The sequence below is a fragment of the Streptomyces griseoruber genome (assembly GCF_001514205.1).
In the GTDB taxonomy this organism is placed as follows: Bacteria; Actinomycetota; Actinomycetes; order Streptomycetales; family Streptomycetaceae; genus Streptomyces; species Streptomyces griseoruber.
Map to the genome: position 1 here is coordinate 334,716 of NZ_KQ948771.1, position 19,206 is coordinate 353,921.

At 72.2% G+C, this 19,206-nt stretch carries 17 protein-coding genes; 8 read left to right on the forward strand and 9 right to left on the reverse strand.

Features of this window, described 5'->3' with window-relative positions:
- Positions 1 to 49 precede the first annotated feature (49 nt).
- The 4 genes from AQJ64_RS23860 to AQJ64_RS23875 all read right to left on the reverse strand — a co-directional run bounded on the left by AQJ64_RS23860 (position 50) and on the right by AQJ64_RS23875 (position 4,726).
- Positions 50 to 922, reverse strand: coding sequence for a geranyl diphosphate 2-C-methyltransferase (locus AQJ64_RS23860; RefSeq protein WP_206189787.1), 873 nt, complete (start codon positions 920 to 922; stop codon positions 50 to 52).
- Positions 923 to 992: 70 nt separating this feature from the next.
- Entirely contained in the window at positions 993 to 2,057 is a 1,065-nt protein-coding gene (locus tag AQJ64_RS23865) for a family 2 encapsulin nanocompartment cargo protein terpene cyclase (protein ID WP_240512769.1), read from the reverse strand.
- Complete coding sequence (locus AQJ64_RS23870; protein ID WP_055636072.1) at positions 2,054 to 3,496, reverse strand: family 2B encapsulin nanocompartment shell protein; 1,443 nt, start codon at positions 3,494 to 3,496, stop codon at positions 2,054 to 2,056. The genes AQJ64_RS23865 and AQJ64_RS23870 overlap by 4 nt, the downstream gene beginning before the upstream one ends.
- Positions 3,497 to 3,709: 213 nt before the next feature.
- A complete protein-coding gene (locus tag AQJ64_RS23875) occupies positions 3,710 to 4,726 on the reverse strand; it encodes a zinc-binding alcohol dehydrogenase family protein (protein WP_206189788.1) in 1,017 nt (338 codons plus the stop codon).
- A 148-nt stretch (positions 4,727 to 4,874) separates the two neighbouring features.
- Between AQJ64_RS23875 and AQJ64_RS23880 the strand changes: the two genes are divergently transcribed.
- Together AQJ64_RS23880 and AQJ64_RS23885 are read left to right on the forward strand one after the other, a co-directional pair.
- Positions 4,875 to 5,669, forward strand: a complete 795-nt coding sequence (locus tag AQJ64_RS23880; protein WP_055636074.1) for a VOC family protein — start codon at positions 4,875 to 4,877, stop codon at positions 5,667 to 5,669.
- Between the two features lie 23 nt (positions 5,670 to 5,692).
- Positions 5,693 to 6,403, forward strand: a complete 711-nt coding sequence (locus AQJ64_RS23885) for a ribonuclease H family protein (protein ID WP_055636075.1) — start codon at positions 5,693 to 5,695, stop codon at positions 6,401 to 6,403.
- Positions 6,404 to 6,421: 18 nt separating this feature from the next.
- On the opposite strand, the gene melC2 is transcribed toward AQJ64_RS23885, so the two are convergent.
- Together melC2 and melC1 are read right to left on the reverse strand one after the other, a co-directional pair.
- Positions 6,422 to 7,243: a tyrosinase MelC2 gene (melC2, locus tag AQJ64_RS23890; RefSeq protein ID WP_055636076.1), complete on the reverse strand. Its 822-nt coding sequence runs from the start codon at positions 7,241 to 7,243 to the stop codon at positions 6,422 to 6,424.
- A gap of 32 nt (positions 7,244 to 7,275) precedes the next feature.
- Entirely contained in the window at positions 7,276 to 7,671 is a 396-nt protein-coding gene (gene melC1 / locus AQJ64_RS23895) for an apotyrosinase chaperone MelC1 (RefSeq protein WP_055636077.1), read from the reverse strand.
- Positions 7,672 to 8,026: 355 nt separating this feature from the next.
- Here melC1 and AQJ64_RS23900 point away from each other — a divergent pair, with 355 nt between their 5' ends.
- The 5 genes from AQJ64_RS23900 (at position 8,027) to AQJ64_RS23920 (ending at position 13,092) form a co-directional block, all read left to right on the forward strand.
- Positions 8,027 to 9,238 carry an FAD-dependent monooxygenase gene (locus AQJ64_RS23900; RefSeq protein ID WP_059202963.1) on the forward strand — a complete coding sequence of 404 codons (1,212 nt, stop codon included), beginning with the start codon at positions 8,027 to 8,029 and terminating at the stop codon, positions 9,236 to 9,238.
- Positions 9,239 to 9,350: 112 nt separating this feature from the next.
- Entirely contained in the window at positions 9,351 to 10,898 is a 1,548-nt protein-coding gene (locus AQJ64_RS23905) for an MFS transporter (RefSeq protein ID WP_055633866.1), read from the forward strand.
- A complete protein-coding gene (locus AQJ64_RS23910) occupies positions 10,895 to 11,500 on the forward strand; it encodes a TetR/AcrR family transcriptional regulator (RefSeq protein ID WP_055633865.1) in 606 nt (201 codons plus the stop codon). Before AQJ64_RS23905 ends, AQJ64_RS23910 begins: the two co-directional genes overlap by 4 nt.
- A 70-nt stretch (positions 11,501 to 11,570) precedes the next feature.
- On the forward strand, positions 11,571 to 12,554 hold the full coding sequence (locus tag AQJ64_RS23915) for an aldo/keto reductase (RefSeq protein WP_055633864.1): 984 nt from the start codon (positions 11,571 to 11,573) through the stop codon (positions 12,552 to 12,554).
- A 52-nt stretch (positions 12,555 to 12,606) separates the two neighbouring features.
- Complete coding sequence (locus AQJ64_RS23920; RefSeq protein WP_055633868.1) at positions 12,607 to 13,092, forward strand: DUF6328 family protein; 486 nt, start codon at positions 12,607 to 12,609, stop codon at positions 13,090 to 13,092.
- 12 nt (positions 13,093 to 13,104) lie between these two features.
- Here the strand turns inward: AQJ64_RS23920 and AQJ64_RS23925 are convergent, their stop codons facing one another.
- Complete coding sequence (locus AQJ64_RS23925) at positions 13,105 to 14,151, reverse strand: hypothetical protein (protein WP_055633863.1); 1,047 nt, start codon at positions 14,149 to 14,151, stop codon at positions 13,105 to 13,107.
- Positions 14,152 to 14,312: 161 nt separating this feature from the next.
- Between AQJ64_RS23925 and AQJ64_RS23930 the strand changes: the two genes are divergently transcribed.
- Positions 14,313 to 15,749, forward strand: coding sequence for a serine hydrolase domain-containing protein (locus tag AQJ64_RS23930; protein ID WP_055633862.1), 1,437 nt, complete (start codon positions 14,313 to 14,315; stop codon positions 15,747 to 15,749).
- Between the two features lie 6 nt (positions 15,750 to 15,755).
- Here the strand turns inward: AQJ64_RS23930 and AQJ64_RS23935 are convergent, their stop codons facing one another.
- Both AQJ64_RS23935 and AQJ64_RS23940 read right to left on the reverse strand, forming a co-directional pair.
- Complete coding sequence (locus tag AQJ64_RS23935) at positions 15,756 to 17,393, reverse strand: serine/threonine protein kinase (RefSeq protein ID WP_055633861.1); 1,638 nt, start codon at positions 17,391 to 17,393, stop codon at positions 15,756 to 15,758.
- 271 nt (positions 17,394 to 17,664) lie between these two features.
- Positions 17,665 to 18,969 carry a CAP domain-containing protein gene (locus AQJ64_RS23940; protein WP_059202964.1) on the reverse strand — a complete coding sequence of 435 codons (1,305 nt, stop codon included), beginning with the start codon at positions 18,967 to 18,969 and terminating at the stop codon, positions 17,665 to 17,667.
- Between the last annotated feature and the right edge of the window lie 237 nt (positions 18,970 to 19,206).

Here is a 19,206-nt window from a genome sequence, read left to right on the forward strand (position 1 = left end):
CACCCGTGCCGTCCAACGAAATTGGACGGCACGGTACGCACCCGGCGGCTCAGACCCGGTCGGCCACGATCATCAGATACTGGAAACTGCCGTTCTTGTAGGCGGTCAGGAACGTGTCCTCGATGCCCGTGACCAGGTGGTCGGCCTGCCGGCGCAGCTCCCAGTACGGGATGGCCGTCGCGGTGAGGTCCTCCACATGGACCGGCACCAGCCGGTTGTCCGCCATCGCCCGGAAGTAGCGCGAGCGGGGGTGGATGTCGCAGATGTAGTGCGCGTTGATGAGCGACACCTCGCGCGAGGCCTGCCCGTAGGTGTCGTTGTAGCAGCCGGTGATCACGACATAGCGGCCGCCGCGGCGCAGCACCCGGGCGTGCTCGGCGAACAGCAGGTCCAGCTCGACGTACATGCTCGACTCGTTGTTCCACGAGGCCGCGTACGCACCGGTCTCCAGGCCCGTGTCCAGCATGTTGCGGTGGTGGTAGCGCACCTTGTCGCCGATGCCCCGCTTGCGGGCCTGCTCGTTGGCGAACGCGGCCTGCTTGGCGGAGATCGTCACCCCGTCCGCGTGGCAGCCGTAGCGCAGATTGGCCGTGACACTGCCGCCGCCGCGCCCGCAGCCGGCGTCGAAGACCCGGTCGGACGGGGTGAGCGGGCCGAGCCGGGAGGCGAGGAGCTCCGCCTGGGCGTGCTCCAGCCGGTGCAGTTCGGTGGTGATCCGCTCCTTGCGCAGCTCGGGATCGGGCTCGTCGAGCACCGACCGGTCGGCGTCGCCGACGCCGTAGTGATGGTGGTAGAGATCGTCGATCCGGCCCAGTTCGAGGTTGACCGGGTTCTCCTCCGCGTTCCAGTAGTCCGCGATCCGGTTCTGGTAGACGGACTGGGCCGGCAGCGGCAGGGCCTCGGTGAGCGCCTCGGGGGTCATGGTCAACGGTGACTCCTTGTGATGGTGATGCTCAGGTGCGTTACGTGACGGAAAGTCAGAAGCTGGCTGTTCACCAGTAGTTGGGCAGCGAGTAGCGGTGGGTGTTGGTGGCGTGCCACTCGTGGTTGCCGGCCACCCAGTCCGACAGACCCTGGAGATAGCGCTCGACGAGCGGTGAGGTCGCGGCGAGCACCGCCGACTCCGACTCGAACGCCTCCATGATCTCGTTGTGGAGGCCGACCGACTTCAGATAGGCGGCCTTCAGCCCGCACCGGTCGTTGGCGGCCACGACCTGCGGCAGATTGAGATGGCTGGGATCGGACGCCAGCTCCTTGGTGAAGGAGTACAGGTCGTTCACGATCGTGGTGGCGTTGCAGGCGAGCGCCGTGACCCGCTGGATCTCCGGACGGGCGTAGAGCTGCTCGGGCAGTTCGTAGCCGTCGACCGCGTCGACGATCGACAGACACGGCCGGAAGTTGTTGAACTGCCGCATCACCAGGTACTCCCAGACCTTCGGCCGGTACCCGGTCTCCATCCAGGCCGCCTCGCCGAGGTAGCCCAGGTGCAGCCGCGCCATGTCGTGCACGAACCGGTCGGTCTGGCTGGGCGTGGCGAGGGCCGCGTACTCCTTCAGCGCCCAGAAGTACGAGCGCAGCGGACCGTCGGCCTGCATGCCCTGCGTCCACTCCTCCTGGTGCGCGGGCGGCCCGTGGAAGGGATCCAGTGCCGACTGCGCCAGGATCAGCCGGCCGGCCAGACCGGTGCGGGAACCGCCCCGGCCCTCGTCCTCCTCGCAGTAGCAGCTGTCCACGACGTTCTCCGCCAGCAGCAGCTTGCCGGCCGCCGTGAGCCGGTCCAGATCGGCGGCGCCCGGATGCTGGAGCACCACCGCCCGGCCGAACTGGAACCCCGTGAAGTCGCCGTTCCACGCCGTCGGGAACAGATCCAGGCCGCGGGCCCACTCCTCCAGCCGGCGGTCGACCTCCGCCGCCTTCTGCGGATCGGCGGGGGCGACCTCCCGGTGGCGCAGCCCCGGGATCGCACCGCTGTGCCGGGCCGCGAGGCTCGCGGCGAGGTTCGGCGGACCGGGCAGCCCGCCCCCCGCACCGCCCGGCCGCACACTCCCCGCCGTCACTCGGCCGTCCGGCCGATCTGGACGTTCTCCAGGATGCCCGCCGCGTCCGGCACCAGCAGCGCCATCGAGTAGTACGCGGTGACCAGGTACCGGATGATCGAGTTGGCGTCGATCCCCATGAACCGCACGTTCAGCCCGGGCTGGAACTCGTCCGGGATACCCGTCTGGTACAGGCCCACCACACCCTGGTCTGCCTCGCCCGTGCGCAGCGCGATGATGCTGCTGGTGTGCTGCTCGCTGATCGGGATCTTGTTGCACGGGAAGATCGGCACCCCGCGCCAGGCCGGGATCTCATGCCCCTCCACGGTCGCCGTGCCCGGCACCAGACCGCGCCGGTTGCACTGCCGGAAGAACGCCGCGATCGCCTTGGGATGGGCGAGGAACAGCTTGGTCTTGCGCCGCATCGACAGCAGCTCGTCCATGTCGTCCGGGGTCGGCGGCCCGGTGAAGGTGCTGACCCGCTGCCCGTAGTCGACGTTGTGCAGCAGCCCGAACTCCCGGTTGTTCACCAGCTCCCACTCCTGGCGCTCCCGGATCTCCTCGACCGTGAGCCGCAACTGCTGCTGGGTCTGGTCCATCGGGTTGTTGTAGAGATCGGCGACCCGGGTGTGCACCTTCAGCACGGTCTGGGTCAGCGACAGCTCGTACTCGCGCGGCGAGAGCTCGTAGTCGACGTAACCCGCGCCGATCGTCGGCTCGCCGGTGTGGCCGGCCTGGAGCGGCTGCTCCGCCTCGCCCTTGCGGTTCATCGGCCGCCGCTGCTGCTCGGCGTACGCCTCGAGGTGCGCGGCGAGCGAGGGCACCCGGCCGAGGAACTCCCGCAGCACGTCCCCCGGCAGCACCAGCAGCACACCCGAGGTCTCCGCGCGCACCGAGGACAGCCACAGCGGGTCGTCCTGTCCGATGGCCTCCTCGCCGAGCTGGTCGCCGCCGGAGACGACCCCGACGATCTCCTCCTCGCCGTACTTTCCGGCGGTGTAGCGGGTGAACCGGCCGTGCACCACGAGATAGGTCTCGGTGACCGGCTGACCCGCCTCGAAGATCACCTGCCCGGGCCGGACCTCACGGGTCTGGAAGCGGGACGCCAGCTCGGCCAGGGCCCCGTTGTCGGAGTAGCCGCGCAGCACGCGCAGCTCGGTGAGGGTGTCCGGGAGGACCCGGACGTCGTCGGCGCCGTTGTGCTCGAACTGCACCCGGCCCCGCCCGACGGACAGTTGAAGACGCCGGTTGACCCGGTAGGTGCCGCCCTTCACGTCCACCCACGGCAGCATGCGCAGCAGCCAGCGCGAACTGATCGCCTGCATCTGCGGTTCGGACTTGTGGGTGGTGGCGAGCTGGCGGGCCGCCCGGGTGCCGAGGCTGGTGAGCTGCCCGTCGGCCGACGGCTCGAAGGGGGATTCGTCGAGGGCGGAAGCGGTGGCACTGTCCGGTGTGGACACATTCTCTCCAGAAAGCTGGTGCGCGGAGCGGGGCGGACGGGTCGCGAAGATCGGTTTCGAAGATCCGCAGGCACCAGCCAAACACCCTCCGTGACAGAGGGGTACGGCGCGAAAGGGGCGGTTGCGGGTGCTATGGGTGCACAGCGGGGCGGATGGTGGAGAAGGCGCCTCAAGTGCGCCAGGAGAGGGGCCGAGCACTCCCACGCGCCGCGATCATGAGGGTTGGGAGAGATCGTTCACCAGAACGGCTGCGCCGTCGAACTGACCTGCGGCGAGATCCCGCAGCGCCTGCGGGGCCCGTGACAGGGGATACGTGTGTGTCGTCGCCCGGACGCCGAGCCGCGCCGCCAGGGTCAGGAACTCCCGCGCGTCGGTACGGGTGTTGGAGGTGACGCTGCGTAGCTGCTTCTCGTAGAACAGCTCGCTCTCGTAGCGCAGCGGCGGTACGTCGCTGAGATGGATCCCGGCGACGGCCAACACCCCGCCCCGGTCCAGTGCCCGCAGCGCCCCCGGCACCAGTTCGCCGACCGGCGCGAAGAGGATCGCCCCGTCCAGCGGTTCCGGAGGCGCCTCGTGGGCGTCCCGCGCCGAGGCCGCCCCCAGCTCCAGCGCCAGCCGTCGCGCCGCGGCTCCCCGGGTCAGGACGTGCACCCGCGCGCCCTGGGCGAGCGCCACCTGTGCGCACAGATGCGCGCTGCCCCCGAAGCCGTACAGTCCGAGCCGCCCGCCCGGCGGCAGTGCGGTCCGCCGCAGCGCCCGGTAGCCGATGATGCCCGCGCACAGCAGCGGCGCGAGCGCCACCTCGTCCACCTCGTCCGGCAGCGGATGGGCGAACGCGGCCGGTACGGTCGTGTACTCGGCGTAGCCGCCGTCGGCGTCCCAGCCCGTGTACTCCGACCCCGGGCACAGGTTCTCGGCGCCCCGGGCGCAGTACGCGCACATCCCGCAGGTGCGCCGCAGCCAGGCCACGCCCACCCGGTCGCCCGGGGCGAACCCGGTCACCGCGGCACCCCGCCCCGCCACCACCCCGACCACCTCGTGCCCGGGCGTCACCCCGGGCCGCCGTACCGGCAGATCACCCTCGGTGACATGCAGATCGGTCCGGCACACCCCGCAGACCCGCACCCGCACCAGCAGCTCGTCGTCGCCGGGCACCGGCACCGGCCTGCGCACCAGCCGCAGCGGTGCCCCGGTCACGGGCCCCGGCTCGGCCACCGACCACGCGCCCATCGTCCCGTCCGTCATGACCCGCCCCGTCCTGCCGCCGGACCGTCCTCTCCCAGTGTGGGACGGACGGGGGCGTTCGGCGCGCGGGCCGACGACCGGGTGACTAGCGTGTTGATCCGGACAGAGTCGTCTCATCGGAAGGGCCGTCGACATGGCCGTACAACCAGAGGGAACCCCGTGCTGGGCCGACGCGATGTTCACCGACGTCGAGGGCGCCAAGACCTTCTACGGCGAGGTCCTCGGCTGGACCTTCGGCGAGTCGTCGTCGGAGTACGGCAACTACACCCAGGCCTATGTCGACGGCAAGGCGGTCGCCGCCGTCGTCCCGCCGATGCCCGGCCAGGAGGGCCAGTCGCAGTGGTGTCTGTACTTCGCCTCCCCGGACGCGGAGGCGACGGCGGCCAAGATCCGCGCGCACCACGGCGAGGTGCTGATGGAACCGATGCAGGTCGGCGACTTCGGCACGATGTGCCTGGCGCGGGAGCCCAGCGGCGCGGTGTTCGGCGTCTGGCAGGCGGGGACCCACGAGGGCTTCGAGGCCGAGGCCGTCCCCGGCGCCTACGGCTGGGCCGAGGTCTTCACCCGTGAGCCCGACCGGGCGGACACCTTCTTCTCCTCCGTCTTCCCGTACACCGCCCAGCAGATCGAGGACGACAACGTCGACTTCCGCATGTTCAACGTCGGCGACACCACGGTCCTCGGCCGGATGCGGATGACGGACGACTTCCCGCCCGAGGTGCCGTCCTACGTCAACGTGTACTTCATCGTCGGCGACTGCGACGAGGCGGTGGCGAAGGCGACCAAGCTGGGCGGCGTCCTGCGTTTCGGCCCGATGAGCAGCCCCTTCGGGAGGTTCGCGGCCCTCAGCGACCCGCAGGGCGCGAACTTCTCGGTGATCGACCTCACCACCACCGAGGGTGAGCTGCCGAAGACCAGGCCGGTCTGACGGGACCCGCGCCCGGCCATGGCATGATCGTGCCCATGCGTGAACGTGTGGTGGCCGCGTGCGACGGGGCTTCGAAGGGGAACCCGGGACCGGCCGGCTGGGCATGGGTGGTCGCCGACGACGCGGAGAGCCCGGCCCGCTGGGAGGCGGGCCCGCTCGGCAGGGCCACCAACAACGTCGCCGAACTCACCGCGCTGGAACGCCTGCTGGCCTCGACCGACCCGGGTGTGCCGCTCGAGGTGCGGATGGACTCGCAGTACGCCATGAAGGCCGTCACCACCTGGCTGCCCGGCTGGAAGCGCAACGGCTGGAAGACCTCGGCCGGCAAGCCGGTCGCCAACCAGGAACTCGTCGTCCGCATCGACGAACTGCTCGACGGGCGCTCGGTGGAGTTCCGTTACGTCCCCGCCCACCAGGTCGACGGCGACCCGCTCAACGACTTCGCCGACCGCGCCGCCAGCCAGGCGGCCAGCGTCCAGCGGGCGGCGGGCAGTGAGCAGGGCTCCCCGGAGCCGCCGCCGTCCCCCGACACCCCGAAGCAGGCCCGCTCCGGCGGGGCCAGGTCGCCCCGCCGGAGCGGCGGTCCGGCCTCCGGCAACGGCTCGTCCGCCCGCACGATCAAGGCCAAGTTCCCCGGCCGCTGTGTGTGCGGCCGGGGCTACGCGGCCGGCGAGCAGATCGCCAAGAACGCCCAGGGCTGGGGCCACCCCGAGTGCCGCACGGCCGAGGCCTGATCAGGCGTCTCAGGCGTCTCAGGCGTCGAACGTGTAGTACGGGGTGTGGTCGAGCAGGGCCGCCGGGGTCGTGTCGTTCCAGGGCTTCATGGTCTCGTTCAGATCCACCACGTTCGGCGTCCCGCCGCCCGGTACGTACGCCGACCCCGGGTGCCGGCGCTGCCACTCGGCCCACAGCCTGTCGATGTAGGCGTGGTGCAGCCAGAACACCGGATCGTTGGGGGAGACCCCGGTCGCCATCTGCCCGCCGACCCACACATGGACCCGGTTGTGCAGATTGACCCCGCGCCATCCCTCCAGATGGTTGCGGAAGCCGTCGGAGGCGCTGTTCCAGGGCGCCATGTCGTACGTCGCCATCGCCAGCACCGAGTCGACCTCGGCCCGCGTCGGCAGCTCGCGCACGTTCGTGCCGAGCGACCGGCGCAGATAAGTACGGCCGTCCACCCGGACGTTGACCGGCCACTTCCCGGCCGACGCGGCGAACGGCCCGTCCATCACCTGCCCGTCCCGGCTGCGCCCGGTACCGCCGAGGAAGTCCGGCGCCCACAGCGAGGAACGCGGTGAGCGGTCGGTGGACCAGTCCCAGTACGGCAGCGCCACCGACGCGTCCACCGACTGCAGTGCCCGCTCGAACTCCAGCAGGAATCGGCGGTGCCACGGCAGGAAGGACGGCGAACGGTGGCCCGTGCGCTCGCCGTCGTCGGTGTCGCCGAGGATGAACGCGTTGTGCGTGGTGACGAAGTCGTCGTAGCGGCCGCTGCCCTTGAGTTCGAGGACGGCGGCGACGAAACGCCGCTTCTCGTCGGCGGTCAGGGACGCCTGATTCTTTCGGACGGTCATCTGCGGGTGCTCCAAAAAGGCTTGCGGAAAGGTCAGTTGGCAGGCGACGCGGGGAAGGGCAGCAGCCGGGCGCCCTGGAGCTCGTCGACCGCGGCACGGGCGGCGGCCCGCGGGGTGGACACCGGGTCGTAGTGGCTGACGACGCTGATCCAGGTGCCGTCGGCGTTGCGCATCACGTGCAGTTCGACGCCGTCCACGGACACGGTGTAGCCGGCGCCGTGGTGATGCCCGCCCCCGGAGGACGGCCGGCCCTGTATCCGGCGGCCCTTGTAGATCTCGTCGAAGGCGGCGGGGGAGTCGTGGGAGCCGTGGGATGCGCCGTGGTCGTGCGTGGGGTCGCTCGCACGGGCCGCGGGGACGGCGAGCGCCGTGGCGCCGGCGAGGGCGGCCGCGGCGGTGAGGGCGCGACGGCGGCTGAGGTCGGGCATGCGGAATCTCCTGAGGTGCGTTCGGGTGCCGACCCGGCATGCCTATCGAGGACATCGGGGGCGGGTGAAATCGTTCGGGACCGGTTGGCCGTGATCCGGACAATCACTCACATGTCGTGCAATCTTGAACCAAGATGATCTTGGCGGGGTGGGGGCCGGAGTGGGGGCGGAAGGGGCAATTCCTTTCCTTGGAGCCCCTCCTTCCGGTGATCTTTCGCGCGCGGACATGGCGGCCGTGGTGCGGCTCACGTGGAGAAAGTGGCGGAAAGCAAGAGAGGGCGCGCCCCGGAAGGGGGCCGCGCACTGCTACCCTGCGTCGTCAATCGATCACGTCTGGTCATTCCAAGGGGTATGCGTGAAGGTCGCCTGTGTCGGCGGCGGGCCCGCCGGCCTGTATCTCTCCATCCTGCTCAAACTGCAGGACCCGTCCCACGACGTCACCGTCCTCGAGCGCAACCCGGAGGGCTCGACGTACGGCTGGGGCGTCACCTACTGGCAGGGACTCCTCGACAAGCTCCGCGCCCGCGACCCCGAGTCGGCCCGCGCGATCGAGGAGCACTCCGTCGTGTGGAACCAGGGCGTCGCCCATGTACGGGACCTGTCGACCCGTCAGCCCGGGGACGAGGGCCACGGCATCGGCCGCCACAAACTCCTGGAGATCCTCGCCGAACGCGCCCGCGCACTCGGCGTACGGCTGGAATTCGAGTGCGCGGTCACGGCCGACGACCTGCCGGAGGCGGACCTGGTCGTGGCCGGTGACGGCGTCCACAGCGCGCTGCGGACCCGCTATGCCGACCACTTCGGCGCCGAGCTCGCACCCGGCCGCAACTCCTACGTCTGGCTCGGCACCAGCAAGGTCTTCGACTCCTTCACCTTCGCCTTCGTGGAGACCGAACACGGCTGGATCTGGTGCTACGGCTACCCCTTCAGCACCGCGCAGAGCACCTGTGTCATCGAGTGCGCCCCCGAGACCTGCGCCGGGCTCGGCCTGGACCGGGCGAGCGAGACCGACGGCCTGGTCCAGTTGGAGAAGCTCTTCGCGCACATCCTCGACGGCCACCCCCTGATCGGCCGGGCCACCGCCGACGGCAGCTCCCCGTGGCTGACCTTCCGCACCCTCACCAACCGCACCTGGTACCGCGACAACCTGGTCCTCCTCGGCGACGCCGCCCACACCACCCACTACTCCATCGGCGCCGGCACCACCCTCGCCCTGGAGGACTCCCTCGCCCTCGCCGACGCGCTCGCCGGGGGCGACGGCCTCCCGCAGGCCCTCGCCCGCTACGAACACGAACGCCGCACCGCCCTGCTGCCGCAGCAGAGCGCCGCCCGCCTCAGCGCCCAGTGGTACGAGAACCTCGCCCGGTACATCGACCTTCCCCCGGAGCGCATGTTCGCCCTGCTCGGCCAGCGCCACTCGCCGCTGCTGCCGTATGTCCCGCCCCAGCTCTACTACCGCCTCGACCGCGCCGCCGGACAGCTCGACGCCCTGCGCCGCCTCAAGCGCTGGCTCGGCCCGAAGATCGCCCGCAGCGCCCACACCAGGGCCCAGGCGGCCCGCAAGTAGCGACCAGCGGCCCTCCGGAGAGGCTGCACCCGCTTGGGTGAATGTGAATTCACTGCTACGGTGAATTCACATTCACCCATTCTTCTCCACTGTGCCGGCCGCGGGAGTGTCCATGGCGTCGCCCGTCCCGATACCCGCCCCGACCAGGGATGACGCCGCAGGCCCGAGGGCTCGGCTCGCGATCCCGGTCCTGGCGTACTGCGGGATTCTGATGGCGGTCATGCAGACCGTCGTCGTCCCCCTCCTGCCCGACCTGCCCCGGCTGACCGGCGCCTCACCCGCCGCCGTCTCCTGGATGGTGACCGCCGCCCTGCTCTCCGGCGCCGTCCTCACCCCGGTCCTCGGCCGCGCCGGTGACATGTACGGCAAGCGGCGCGTCCTGCTGCTGTCCTTCACCCTGATGGCCGCCGGCTCGGTGATCTGCGCGCTGACCTCCCAGATCGGCGTGCTCATCGCGGCCCGCGCCCTCCAGGGCGCCGCATCCTCCGTCGTACCGCTGTCCATCAGCATCCTGCGCGACGAACTCCCCGCGGAGCGCCGGGGCTCCGCGATCGCGCTGATGAGCTCCACCGTCGGCATCGGCGCCGCGCTCGGTCTGCCGGCGGCGGCCATGGTCATCCAGTACGCCGACTGGCACACCATGTTCTGGGTCACCGCCGCCCTCGGCGCCACCGGCGTCGCGTTGATCCGGTGGGCGGTGCCGGAGTCGCCCGTGCGCGAGCCCGGCCGGTTCGACGTGCCGGGCGCGCTCGGGCTGGCCGCCGGGCTGGTCTGTCTGCTCCTCGCCGTGTCCCAGGGCGGCCAGTGGGGCTGGGGCAGCGCCAGGGTCGTCGGCCTCTTCCTCACGGCCGTCGTGGTGCTCGCCCTGTGGTGGTGGCGGCAACTGCGCGCCGAACGGCCGCTGGTGGATCTGCGGCTGGTGTCCCGGCCCCGGGTCGGGCTCTCCCATGTGGCGGCGCTGCTGACCGGCTTCGCGTTCTACGCCAACTCCCTCGTGACCGCCCAGCTGGTGCAGGCGCCCAGGGCCAGCGGCTACGGGCTCGGGCTCTCCATCGTCCAGACCGGGCTGTGCCTGCTGCCCGGCGGCGTCACCATGCTGCTGTTCTCCCCCCTCTCCGCACGGATCTCCGCCGCCAGGGGCCCGCGCGTCACCCTCGCGCTGGGCGCCGCCGTCATCGCCGCCGGATACGCCGTGCGCATCGCCGACAGCCGCGACCTGTGGATGATCATGGTGGGGGCGGCGGTCGTGGCCACCGGCACCACCCTCGCCTACTCCGCGCTGCCCGCGCTGATCCTGCACGCCGTGCCGGCCGGCCAGACCGCCTCGGCGAACGGCGTCAACGTCCTCATGCGCACCATCGGACAGGCCGTCTCCAGCGCCGCCGTCGCCGCCGTCCTCGTCCACCACACCAGCCTCGTCGGGGGCGCCCCGGTGCCCACCCTGCACGGCTATCTGCTGGCCTTCGCCCTGGCGGGCGCGATCGCCCTGGCGGCCTGCGCGGTGGCCCTGACCATCCCCGGCGACACCGAGCCCGACACCGAGCCCGACCCCGAGCCCGAGTCCGAGTCCGAGTCCGGGCCCGACCCCCGGTGCGAGGCCACCGGCCCGGCCCGCGACCGCAGCCCCGCCACCGGCGACGGGGCGATGGAGGGAGCATGAGTGCCGTGAACACCACACCCGGTAATCCTGCGACCGCGGGTGGCTCTCCCGCCCCCGCCCGCCGAGACGCCGAGGCGACCAAGGCGGCCATCCTGCGGGCCGCCCGTCACCTCCTCGCCCGCCACGCCCACGCGGACATCACCCTCAAGGCCGTCGCGGAACGGGCCGGGGTGAGCCCGCCGCTGGTCCTGAAGTACTTCGGCAACAAGGACGCCCTCTTCGCCCGGGTGATGTCCTTCGAGGAGGACGCCGCCGCACTCCTGGACGCCCCGGTGGAGGACCTGGGCCGGCACATGGTCCGCCATGTCGTGGTCGGCCAGCGCGAGCGTGGCGCCGACCCCGTCCTGCGCATCGCCTTCGCGCCGCTGCACGGCGACCACGGAGACGTGCTGCGCGCCAACTTCCGCACCCAGGTCACCGAACGCCTCGCCGCCCGCCTCGGCGGCCCCGATCCGCGGCAGCGCGCCGAACTCGCCCTCGCCACCCTCCTCGGCCTGGGCGTGATGTTCGGCATCGCCCGGGGCGAGGCCCTGCGCGCGATGCCGGTGGAGGACATCGTCGACCGCTACGGCCCGACGGTCCAGGCCCAGCTGACCCCGTAGGGCGCGCTCCCGGCATCGGGCCGGAGCCGTCGATTCCGCGGCGGGCCGGGACGGATGACAGACTGACACCATGGAAGAGCGCGAATTCGGCAGGTCAGGTCAGCATGCGTCCGTCGTCGGTCTCGGCACCTGGCAACTGGGCGCCGACTGGGGAGACGTCGACGACAAGGAAGCCCTCACGGTGCTGGAGACGGCGGCCGAGTCGGGGGTGACCTTCTTCGACACCGCCGACGTCTACGGGGACGGCCGCAGCGAGCAGACCATCGCCACCTTCCTCGGCAGCCGCCCCGATCTGCATGTGCTGGTCGCCACCAAGATGGGCCGCCGGGTCGAACAGATCCCGGAGAACTACGTCCTGGACAACTTCCGCGCCTGGAACGACCGCTCCCGCCGCAACCTCGGCGTCGACCGCCTCGACCTGGTGCAGCTGCACTGCCCGCCCACCCCCGTCTACTCCAGCGACGAGGTCTTCGACGCCCTCGACACCCTCGTCGAGGAGGAGCGCATCGCCCACTACGGCGTCAGCGTGGAGACCGCCGCCGAGGCGCTCACCGCCCTCGCCCGCCCCGGCGTGGCCAGCGTCCAGATCATCCTCAACCCGTTCCGCATGAAGCCCCTCCACGAGGTGCTCCCCGCGGCCCGGGAGGCCGGCGTCGGCATCATCGCGCGCGTCCCGCTCGCCTCCGGTCTGCTGTCGGGCAAGTACACCAAGGACACGGTCTTCCCCGAGAACGACCACCGCACCTACAACCGCCACGGTGAGGCCTTCGACCAGGGCGAGACCTTCTCCGGCGTCGACTACACCACCGGCGTCGAGGCCGCCGCCCAGTTCGCCGCCCTCGCACCCGAGGGATACACCCCGGCCCAGCTCGCCCTGCGCTGGATCGTCCAGCAGCCCGGCGTGACCACGGTCATTCCCGGCGCCCGCTCGCCCGAGCAGGCCCGCGCCAACGCGGAGGCCGCCCGGCTGCCCGAGCTGTCCGAGGAGACCCTGACGGCGATCCGGGACCTGTACGACCGGCGGATCAAGGCGCAGGTCGAGACCCGCTGGTAGCGACCTCCCGCAGGTCCGTTTGCAGATCGGCGGCCCGGGTTACCCGGGCCGCATGGACCCGGCAGAGCGGCGCGACGGCCGTGACGAGACCGAGGACGAGCGGGCCGACCGGATGTGGAGCGACCTCATCCAGGAGGTCCGCGTCGCCCAGACCGGCGTCCAGATCCTGTTCGGATTCCTGCTCACCGTGGCGTTCACCCCGAAGTACACCACCCTCAACGACACCGACCAGGCCGTCTACATCACCACGGTCGTCCTCGGCGCCTGCGCCACCGGCGCCCTGATCGGACCCGTGTCCCTGCACCGGCTGGTCTCCGGCCGGCGCATCAAACCGCAGGCCGTGGCCTGGGCCTCCCGGCTGACCTTCGTCGGCCTGCTGCTGCTCCTCGCCACCATGGCCTGCGCCCTGCTGCTGATCCTGCGCGTCGCGACCCACGGCGACCACGTCGTCCAGCTGGTCGTCGCCGTGGTCGCCTGGTACCTGCTGTGCTGGTTCGGCCTGCCGCTGTGGGCCCGCTACCGGTACACGTCGAGGTGAGACGCGGTACGGCTACGCGGCCGGCCCGGCGGTTCCGCGCGCCCCGCGCAGCGACGCGATGCAGGAGCCGATCGCCTGCTGGAGCTCCTCCAACTGCTGCACCATGTCGTCCTCGTAGAACTCCTGGGCGTCGTCGAAGGTCAGCTCCTCGAACACCTTCGTCGCCCTCTGGAGGCTGCTGTAGAACTTGGTGCGCCGCTCCTGGACCCGCAGCTCGGGGTCGGCCTCCACGGTCTCCACGACGAGGTTCTTCATCGTGTCGTACGCCTCGGACGCCCACTCGCCGGCGTCCTCGCCCTCGTCCAGCTCGTCGATCAGCGACAGATGCCGCTCGGCCTCCCGGCGCAGCTCCACCGGCGCGTCGATGGTCTGCCCCGCGGGCGTCTTCACCTGGCCGGACTCGGCGATCTGGCGGACGTACCCGATACGGTCGGCGGAGCGGCTCTCGGTCGCCACGGCCTTCTTCAGGTCGTCGGTGCGCACGACGTCCCGGGCCAGCGCGGACTGCAGCTCCGGGTCCTCCTTGATCCGGTCCAGGAGCGCGGTGCGGGCCGCGCGGGCCGTGGAGGGGTCGGCGAGGATCGCGGCGCGCAGGGCCGTCGGGTTCTCCGCGACCTCCAGCGCCTTGGTCGGCCGGATGCCCTCCGCCTCGGCGGCCTCGCTGATCGCGGTGCCGCGCTCGGAGGTGGCGCTGTTGCGGGAGACGTAGTAGGCGAGCCAGACGTCGGCGTCCGGCAGCTCCACGTCCTGGCCCGGCGTCAGCTCCTCGAAGTGCGGGACGAGCCCGTCGTCCGCGGCCCGGTCCCACGCCTTGTAGTAGCGCATCACCCGCTCCGGCGAGCAGCCCGCCAGCCCCGCGAACTCCTTCGCCGACACCTTCGGCGTCTCGTCCGCGCCCTGCCCGCCCGGCCGCACACTGCGCGCCACCATCAGAGCGAACGTCCAGCCTCCGGTGCGCGCGTAGACTCCGAACTCCCGAGCGTCACGCGCCACGAGGTCGGACAGCGGCGCGGGGCCGTCCTCGGCGGACGTCTCGGGCAGGTCGATCGCCAGGGTCACGGATGGTCTCCTCGGGTGGCGGCGGGACGGACGTACGTGCAGAACCGCAGCCTATATGCACCTGTTGACGAGGGTTTGCCACTGGGCGAAGGAGTCCGGATGCGGCGGCTCGGGCGGGAAAACCGGTCGATCGGCGCCGCGTCCGCAGGAAGGATGCGGGGATGACCGCGCGCCCCCTGCCCACCGGCACCCCGTCCGCCCAAGGAGTCGACGCGACCGGCGTCCTCGCCTTCCTCGACGCCGTGGAGGCGTCCGAGCTCATCGAACCGCACAGTCTGATGATCCTGCGCCACGGCCGTCTGGTCGCCTCCGGCTGGTGGCGGCCGTACACCCCCGAGCGGCTCCATCTGCTGTACTCGCTCAGCAAGAGCTTCACCGCCACCGCCGCCGGGTTCGCCGTCACCGAGGGGCTGATGGGCCTGGACGACCCGGTGATCTCGTACTTCCCGGAGCTCGACGAGGAGATCACCGACCCGCGCAGCCGCGCGATGCGGGTGCGGGACGTGGCGGCGATGGCCAGCGGGCACACGGAGGAGACGTACGAGCGGGCGGAGGCGCTCGACCCCGGCGACCTGCTGCGGGGCTTCCTGCTGCTGCCGCCGGACCGCGACCCGGGAACCGTGTTCGCGTACAACCAGCCCTGCACCTACGCGCTCGCCGCGATCGTGCAGCGCGTCACCGGCCGGTCGCTCACGGCGTATCTGCGTCCGCGCCTGCTCGACCCGCTCGGCGCCGGCGCGACCGGCTGGCTGACCGACGGCACCGGCCGCGAACTCGGCTTCAGCGGACTGCACGGCACCACCGACCTCGTCGCCCGGCTCGGCCAGTTCCATCTGGACGAGGGCGCCTGGGACGGCGAGCCGCTGCTGCCGAAGGAATGGATCGCCGAGGCGACCCGCGAGCACATCCCGACCGGCGGCCCGATGCCCGAGGCCGACCGGCTGGACTGGGACCGCGGCTACGGCTTCCAGTTCTGGCGGTCCCGGCACGGCTACCGCGGCGACGGCGCCTACGGCCAGTTCTGCCTGGTCCTGCCCGAGTACGACGCCGTGATCGCCGCGACCTCGGCGAGCCAGGACATGCAGGCCTACCTCACGCTGGTCTGGGAGCATCTGCTGCCCGCGTTCCGGTCCGCGCCGCTGACCGGCCGGGAGGACGCCGACGCGGCCCTCGCGGAGCGCCTCGGCCGGCTCGCGCTGCCCCCGGCGCCCGGTGCGACCGCGCCGCCCGAGCGGGCGGGGGAGTGGGCGGACGCCGTGTTCACGCCGCGCGGCGGCGGGCCGGAGCTCACCGCCGTCCGGGTCACCCGGGGCACGGACGGCTGGACCCTGACCCTCGTCCAAGGGGACGACCCGCTGGAACTGGCCCTCGGGACCGGTGGCTGGCAGGTGGCCGAGGAGCCGCTCCCCACCGCCGTGAGCGGAGGCTGGACCGACGGCGTCACCCTGGCCGTGGACATCGCCTTCCTGGAGACCCCGCACCACCTCCGGGTCACCTGCTCGCTCACCGACCGCGCCTGCACCGCGCGTTGGGACACCGAACCGCTGGGTTCCGGCCCGCTGCGCGGCCTGTGCGCCCCGCGCGGCCCGGGCGACTGAGCCCGCTCAGCCGGCCGAGTCCGGCCGGAACGTCTTGAGGAACGTCTCCAGGGCCCGCCGGTTGGCGGCCTTGTCCCAGTCGGCGGCCGGGGTCGTCCAGCGCAGCGAGAAACTGCGGTGCCCGCCGAGCAGGAACCCTCGCCCGAAGGTGCGGACCTGCTTGCCGTCGACGTCCATGACCCACTCCATGTCGGCGGCCTTGTACCCCTGGTACGTCGTCGCCTCGATGTCGCCGATCCGCCGGAAACCCGTCTCCTCGCGCAGCCCCGGCTCCACGTCGTCGCGCCAGACGGCCACCGGGTCCGCTCCGGCCCGCGTGCTGTAGGTCACCGCGAGGGTCCGCGGGTCACCGTCCGCGCCGAAGGTGACCCGGTACGCCACATCGCCCTGCTTGCGGGTGTCCAGGCGTTTCCACCCCTTGGGCAGGGCCACGGAGAAGCCCTCCGGTGCGTGATAGACCCGGAAACCGTCCGGGAAGGCGTCGATGGAAGCCGGCGGGGACGACGGGGTGGCCGACGGGGTGGCCGACGGGGTGGCGGACCGGGAGGACGCGGCGGAGGCGCTGGGCGCCGGTGTGGCTCTGTCGCCCGCCTCGCCGTCCTCCCCCGAAGGCGCGCTGGACACCGACGGCTGGACCTGCGCGCCACCGGCCGAGGTGTCCTCGCTGCCGGGCAGCTGGTGGGTCACGGCGAGCGCGGCGACCGCGACCGTGACGACGGCCAGCGCCGTTCCGGCGGCCATGGCCCGCCCGCTCCACTGCGGTCCGATGTGCCGGGCCGCGGCACACGCCCGCCGCAGCCGGGGCGTCGGCAGGACGGCGTGCGGGTCCTCGTCCAGCACCCGGGTGAGCGACTGACGGACCGTCGTCCGGGTCAGCCGTTCCCGGGAGTCCTTGCGCAGCAGGCCCTGCACGGTGGCGGTGAGCGGGCCCGCCCGCAGCGGGGTGCGCAGCGGCAGCCGGTCCACGCCCCGCAGTGTGCTCTCGGGCCGGTCCCGGTCCCGGTACGGCGGACGCCCCTCGAGCAGCGTGTAGAGGATCGCGCCCAGCGCCCACAGGTCCGCCGCCGGGCCGATCCGCTCGTCACGGGCCTGCTCCGGTGAGGCGTACGAGGGTGCCGCCAGCCTCGGGACGAGCGTCGCGCCCGCCAGCCCGAAGCCGGTCACCACGAGCGGGCCCCGGGTCCTGACGAACACCTGACCCGGGCTCAGTTCGCCGTGCGTGATGCCCTCGCCGTGCGCCGCCTCCAGGACGTCGAGGAGCTGCAGGGCGATGGTGGCCGCCCGGCCCGGGCCGAAGGGGCCCTTCTGGTCCATGAGCTGACCGAGCGGCAGACCGTCGATCCACTCCGTGACCGTCCACAGGGAACCGCCCTCCGCCGTCGCGTCGACGACCGTGGCGATCCGGCCGGGGCACACCTGGGCCATCGTCTCCGACATCCGCATCACCCGGTCGGCGGCCTGGCTCGCCTCCTCCTCGCCCAGATCGGACGGCAGACCGATCCGGGTGACCAGGCACGGCCGCGCTCCCTGCACGTCCTCGCCGTACCAGCTGACCCGGTTGGTCTCGCGGTGTACGACGTCGAGGAGCCGGTACCTTCCGGCGACCAACTCGTGCGTGGAGACATGCGCCTTGACCATGCTCATCCTTCGCTGAACCCCCGGTGTTCTCCCTTTCCCAGAAGTACGGGGGACGCGTGGGGGTGCGTTCAAAAGGACCACGAGTCCGGTGGGATTCCTGTCTTTCATTCAAGGATGTCGGTCATATGTACGGAGAAAAGAATTACCGGGAGGCGTCCGGGCATGTAACCAGGGGTAAACAAGATCGGAGCGGTCTGATCGTGTTCCGGGCGAAAGCGCTCTCGGGGGCCACGGCGCATTTCGACCGGATACCGGCACGGGGGATTTCTCCTCGGTGTCAGGCGCCGAAGAGCTGGGTCCAGTACGTGCCCGACGGGCCGCCGCCCGCGTAGCCGACGCCGATGTGGGTGAAGGCGGGCTTGAGGATGTTGGCGCGGTGGCCGGGGCTGTTCATCCAGCCCTCCACGACCTCGGCGGCCGAGCGCTGGCCGCAGGCGATGTTCTCGCCGATCGTCCGCCGGGTGGAGCCCGCGGCGGCCGCCCGGTCCCAGGGCTGGCTGCCCTCCGGGGAGGTGTGCGCGTAGAAGGCGCGCGCCACCATGTCCGCGCAGTGCGCCTGCGCGGCGGCGGTGAGCAGCGGGTCGACGGCGAGGGGCCGCAGCCCCGCCCGGGTCCGCTCGCGGTTGGTGAGCTCCACGACCTCGGCGGTCGTACGGGCCAGACCGTCCGCGGTGAGGGGGCTCGCCCACAGCGCGGTCCAGTACGTGAGGCCGCCGCGGGCGTCCGTCGCCTGCGCCAGGGCGACGTGGGTGAACGCCCGGTCCCGCAGGGTGCGGCTCGCCTGGTCGGTGCGCAGGCAGTAGTCGACGAACTCGGCGGGGGTGCGCGGCCCGGAGACCAGGTGCTCACCCACGGCGAGGTACGGGTATCCGGCGGCCGTGACCCGCTGGTGCAGCGAGACACCGTCCCGCCCCTCGCTCCCGAGCCGCCCGGCCGCGGCCATGGCGGCGGCATGCGCGCGGGCCGCCGAGGCCAGACGGGCGTCGAGCGCGACGGGCGGTGAACCGGCGGCGGCCCGGGCCGGGTTGACGAGGGCCAGGAAGCCGTCGGGGTCGGCGAGCGGGGTGGGCGACGTGGGGCTGCTGGATCTCGGTGCGGGGGTGTCGTCGAGGACGTCCACCCCGAAGTCCCGGGCCAGCCCCGCCAGGCCGTCGGCATAGCCCTGGCCGAGCGCCCTGAGCTTCCAGGACGGGCCCCGCCGGTAGACCTCCGCGAGCAGCAGAACCGTCTCCTGGCGCGGGGCGGGCGGGGCGAACCGGGCGAGGACACGGCCCTGTGGGTCGGTGACCTGGAGCGTGGGAGCGGGCAGCCGGGCCAGCGGGGTGCCCGGCTCGGCGGCGCTGATCACCACCGTCACCCGGGTGGCACCGGCCCGCAGCCGACCCGGCTCCAGGGTGAGCGTGTCGCCCCGGAGCGCCGCCCCGGGTGCCGTCGGCTGGTTGTAGAAGACGAAGTCGGCGTCACCGCCGACCTGGCCGCTGTCGTCCGTCACCAGGGCGCACACGTCGAAGGGGCCGGGCACCCGGACGGCCAGCGCGCCGCCTGGGAGGGGCAGATTGCCGCCGGGGACCAACTCGCTCATCCTGCCGCCCTGATGTCGTCGTCCCCACCTCGCCGGGGTGGTGCCAGGACAACGGCCGCCCGGCCCCCGGGGTTCCCGCCGCGGCGGGGGCCCGGCGCGGACGACCCGCCCGAACCCGCGCCCGCCGGGGACGCTGCCCTTGCCGGACCCGCGCCCGCCGGGGACGCTGCCCCTGCTGGACCCGCGCCCATCCGGAGTGGCGTCCTGCCGGACCTGTGTCCTCCGGGACCCGTGCCC